A 3980-nucleotide genomic window follows, 5' to 3' on the forward strand; every position below is an offset into this window, starting at 1 on the left:
GCGACCACGACCCGGGCTCCGGAGCCTCCGCGTCCGGCAGTCACTGAGCAGGCGAGCAGTGCCGGCGCGCCTCTTTCCCGCGTGATGGGTGCTGGCGCGAAGAAGAAGGTCGTGGTGAAGAAGTCCCGTTAGAGCCCGCCCGCCGCGCCGTCGTTTCCGGCGGCGCGCGGGTGGAACAACCGGGGGTGCCACCATGGACGCCGAGCACAGGGCCGAGGGACAGGAAGGGATGCCGGGCACACCTGGAGAGAATTCGATGCCGTCCCAGCAGGAGGGAGCGGCTGACGCGTCCGCGCCGAAGCATGGCGAGGGCGCGAGTGGAGACGTGACGCCGGAAGGTGCCCCCCAGGCCGAAGCGGGTGGGGCGCAGACCGACCTGCCTGGAGAGGGTGGGCAGGCCACCGCGAGCGCGACCGAGGCCAGCACGGCCGCCGGAGCCTCCAGTGAGCCGGAGACACGCCCCGAGGGCGGCGAGTCGCCGGGCCGCACCGGGGAAGAGACTCCCGCCGGGGACGCCGCGACGTCGGGTGGAGCATCCGCCCACGCTGGCGAACCGGAAGGCTCCGGGTCGACCGTGCAGGGCGAGGGCACCAGCACCCCGGCGGACGCGGAGGCCTCTTCGGGCCCTGGCCGCTACGTGGAGCTGCCCTCGGGCGAGAGCGTCCAGGACGCCTCCGGCACGGGCAGCGACGGTGGCGGGGAGGCGAAGGACGTGGTGGCGGAGCCGCCCTCCGGTCCGGTGTCGGGCGCGGATGACGCGCTGCTGAGCGCCGGCATCTGGGACGTGGCGAGCCGTGCGAGCCAGGAGGACGCGGGCTCCATGGGCTCCGGAGACGGTTCGGAACACAGCGCCAACGACGGCGCGGCGACTTCGGATGGGGAGCCCCACGCGCAGGCCATCGAGCCGCGCGTGATGGGACAGGTGACGGCGATGGTGCTGCCGCTGGAGCGACTGGAGGAGGACACCACGTTCCGCCTGCGGGACGAGGGCGACGTGTCCGAGCTGGCCACGGACCTGGCGCGACTGGGCCAGCTGTTCCCGGTGGACGTGCGCCCGCGCGGCGAGGAGCGCTACCAGCTCATCTGCGGCTTCCGGCGCGTGGCGGCGCTGCGCTTCCTCAAGCGCGACCAGCTCCAGGTGCGCGTGCACGAGGAGCTGTCCGACGAGGACGCGCTCCTGTTGTCCCTGGCGGAGGCCATCCACGCCTCGCCGGTGGAGCACGACGTGCTGGAGGCCAAGCGCGAGTCGCTGGAGGCCGAAGGCCGGCTGACGGCGCCGGTGCGTGACATGCTGGAGAAGGCGCTCGCCACCGAGGAGACGCTGGCTCCGGAGGGCGTCGAGGAGGAGATCGACGCGGACGAGCTGGCGGTGGACGTCGCGCAGCGCATGGGCGCCCTCAATCAGGACCTGTCGCTGCTCGCGGACGTGTTCGCCGCGCTGGACGAATCGCGCAAGGCGGAGCTGCTGATGCAGCTGCGCTACTCGGCGCAGCTGGTGGCGTACCTGGAGGGTCTGTAGGCCATGGCGGAAACGCTCGAACGCGACCGCGCCCGGCTCCTGGAGGTGCTCACGCAGCGCTCCTTCGAGCGCAGGCGCGTGGTGCTCTCCTCCGGCAAGGAGTCGGACTTCTACATCGACTGCAAGCGCACGGCGCTGCTCGCCGAGGGCCACTACCTCATCGGCCGGCTGCTCCTGGAGGCCATCCGGCGCGACGCTCCGTCAGCGGTGGCCGCGGGCGGGCTGACGCTGGGCGCGGATCCGCTCGCGTCCGCGGTGAGCCTGACCAGCTTCCTGGAGGGCGGCGGCCAGAAGCCCCTGCACGCGTTCATCGTGCGCAAGGAGCCCAAGGGCCACGGCACCGGCCAGTGGATTGAAGGCCTGTCCGCGCTGAGCCCCGGCGCACCGGTGGCCATCGTGGAGGACGTGGTGACGACGGGCGCGTCCACGATCAAGGCGATTGAGCGCGCGAAGCTGGAGGGCCTGACGGTGCTGGGCGCCTTCGCGCTGGTGGATCGGCTGGAGGGCGGACGCGAGGCCGTGGAGTCCGCCGGCCACCGCCTCACCACGCTGTTCACGCGCAAGGACTTCATCCCGTGAGAAGGCTGCTGTTGGCCGCGGTGCTGCTGGGCGTGCTGGGCGGCTGCTCCACCTCGCCCCCCATCGTCGGAGAGCCCGCGCCCACGCTGGATGACCCGAAGCAGGAGTCCGCCTACATGGCGGTGTTGGACCGGTACTCGGACCGCAAGGAGATCTACGACGGCTTCGACACGCGCGTCTTCGCGGGGGCCACGTTCCAGACGCCTGCGTTCCGCGAGGCCCGCATCCACCGCCGCGCCATCTTCCAGACGCTGCCCGCGGCGAAGGTGGAGCAGCTGCTGGCGGAGGAACTGGCCGACGCGGCGAAGTTCCACGAGTTCTTCCTGGCGGTGCACGTCAACGACTACCGCTACGACGACTTCGCCCACCGCAACAGCATCTGGCGGATCGCGCTGGTGACGCCCGCGGGCGAAATCACGCCCATGGAGATCCGCCGCCTGGGCCGGGCGGACCTCAACGTGCGCGCCTACTACCCCTACGCCAGCCTCTTCTGGGTGGGCTACCGCGTACGCTTCCCCAAGACCTTCACCGACGGCCAGCCCGTCATCCCCGAGGGCACCGAGCAGGTGATGCTCCGCGTCGCCTCGTCGCTGGGGAACGCGGAGCTGAAGGTCCACGCGCGCTGAACGCGGCGGGATGGCCTTCAGGTCTGCTGGCCGTCCTTCAGCCACTTCGACGTGAGCGGCATCGTGGGCCCCGCGAGCAGGCGGTCCAGGAGCGCGTCCGGCGAGGCATTCACCGCGAAGGGCACGCCCTGCGTCTCCGGGACGAAGCCCGCCTCCACCATCTGCTTCGCCATCGCGAGCAGCGGCTGGAAGAAGCCGTCCACGTCCAGCAGGCCCATGGGCTTCCGGTGCAGGCCCAGCTGCGCCCAGGTGACGATTTCGAAGAGCTCGTCCAGCGTGCCGAAGCCGCCGGGCAGGGCGACGAAGGCGTCCGAGCGCTCGGCCATCATCGCCTTGCGCGAGTGCATGGAGTCCACCCGGTGCAGCTCCGTCAGCCGCGGGTGGGCCAGCTCCTTCGCGTCCATGAAGTGGGGGAGCACGCCCACGGTCTTGCCGCCGTTGGCGATGACCGCGTCCGCCACCGCGCCCATCAGCCCCACGCTGGCGCCGCCGTAGACGAGCGTCAGGCCCCGCTTCGCCAGCGCGGCCCCCATCCTGGAAGCGGCCTCGCGGTACTCGGCGCGCACGCCGGATCGCGAGCCACAGAAGACGCAGACGCTGCGCACGGTGGGTTCAGCCATCGTCAAAGGCCTCCAAGGCGCCCGGGATGGGCGGCGACCACGGCCAGCGCCGCGGCGATGAACAGCAGGACGGGGATGGCGCGCGAGTAGACCTTCGGGCCCATGCGCAGCGCCATGCCGCACGGCAGGCCGAAGATGAAGCCGCCCAGGTGCCCCGCCCAACTCACCCCGGGCAGCAGGCTGATGACCGCCACCTGCACGAGCCAGAACATGTGATCCCTGCGGCCCTGCTGGTTGAGGATGGGCAGCATCGCGCCGCCCCAGCCGAGGATCATTCCTGACGCGCCCACCGTCACGATGTCGAAGTTGAAGAAGAGCGCGAACGCGGAGCCGCCCAGCGCGGTGACGAGCGACAGCCCCAGGAACCTCAGGCTTCCGATGCCGCGCTCCAGCGACGCGCCCAGCGAATAGACGGCGAGCATGTTGAAGAGCAGGTGCATCGCGCCGCCGTGCTCGAACACCATGCCGAGCAGGCGCCAGTACTCGCCCGCCTGGACCCACGGCCCGTAGAGCGCCAGCGGCCCCACGATGCCGTAGTTCGTCCCGTCGATGATCAGCGGCCGGCCCAGGGAGCGACTGAGGACGAACATCCCCACCGCGCCCGCGATGATGGCGAAGCTGACGTAGGGCGTGCGC

Annotated in this window: 5 protein-coding genes; 3 read left to right on the plus strand and 2 right to left on the minus strand. The window is 71.4% G+C overall.

What is annotated here, in order from left to right:
* Positions 1-256 precede the first annotated feature (256 nt).
* The 3 genes from D7V77_RS40675 to D7V77_RS40685 are packed head-to-tail and all read left to right on the plus strand — an operon-like array spanning position 257 to position 2724.
* The gene (locus tag D7V77_RS40675; RefSeq protein WP_233597532.1) at positions 257-1519 is read left to right on the plus strand and encodes a ParB/RepB/Spo0J family partition protein; all 1263 of its coding nucleotides are present in this window, start codon (positions 257-259) and stop codon (positions 1517-1519) included.
* Positions 1520-1522: 3 nt separating this feature from the next.
* Positions 1523-2098, plus strand: a complete 576-nt coding sequence (gene pyrE / locus D7V77_RS40680; RefSeq protein WP_120581549.1) for an orotate phosphoribosyltransferase — start codon at positions 1523-1525, stop codon at positions 2096-2098.
* A complete protein-coding gene (locus tag D7V77_RS40685; protein WP_120581550.1) occupies positions 2095-2724 on the plus strand; it encodes a hypothetical protein in 630 nt (209 codons plus the stop codon). The genes pyrE and D7V77_RS40685 overlap by 4 nt, the downstream gene beginning before the upstream one ends.
* Before the next feature lie 17 nt (positions 2725-2741).
* Here D7V77_RS40685 and D7V77_RS40690 read toward each other — a convergent pair whose 3' ends face one another.
* On the minus strand, positions 2742-3344 hold the full coding sequence (locus D7V77_RS40690; protein ID WP_120581551.1) for a TIGR00730 family Rossman fold protein: 603 nt from the start codon (positions 3342-3344) through the stop codon (positions 2742-2744).
* A gap of 2 nt (positions 3345-3346) precedes the next feature.
* Positions 3347-3980: rhomboid family intramembrane serine protease (locus D7V77_RS40695; RefSeq protein WP_120581552.1), on the minus strand; the 634-nt coding region annotated here is incomplete at its 5' end.

The sequence above is a fragment of the Corallococcus sp. CA041A genome, from assembly GCF_003612075.1.
GTDB classification, from domain to species: domain Bacteria; phylum Myxococcota; class Myxococcia; order Myxococcales; family Myxococcaceae; genus Corallococcus; species Corallococcus exiguus.

Bases quoted from the DNA above. Each gene is read 5' to 3' on its own strand.
- pyrE (WP_120581549.1), top strand. From the start codon at position 1,523: ATGGCGGAAACGCTCGAACGCGACCGCGCCCGGCTCCTGGAGGTGCTC.
- D7V77_RS40690 (WP_120581551.1), bottom strand. From the start codon at position 3,344: ATGGCTGAACCCACCGTGCGCAGCGTCTGCGTCTTCTGTGGCTCGCGA.
- D7V77_RS40675 (WP_233597532.1), top strand. From the start codon at position 257: ATGCCGTCCCAGCAGGAGGGAGCGGCTGACGCGTCCGCGCCGAAGCAT.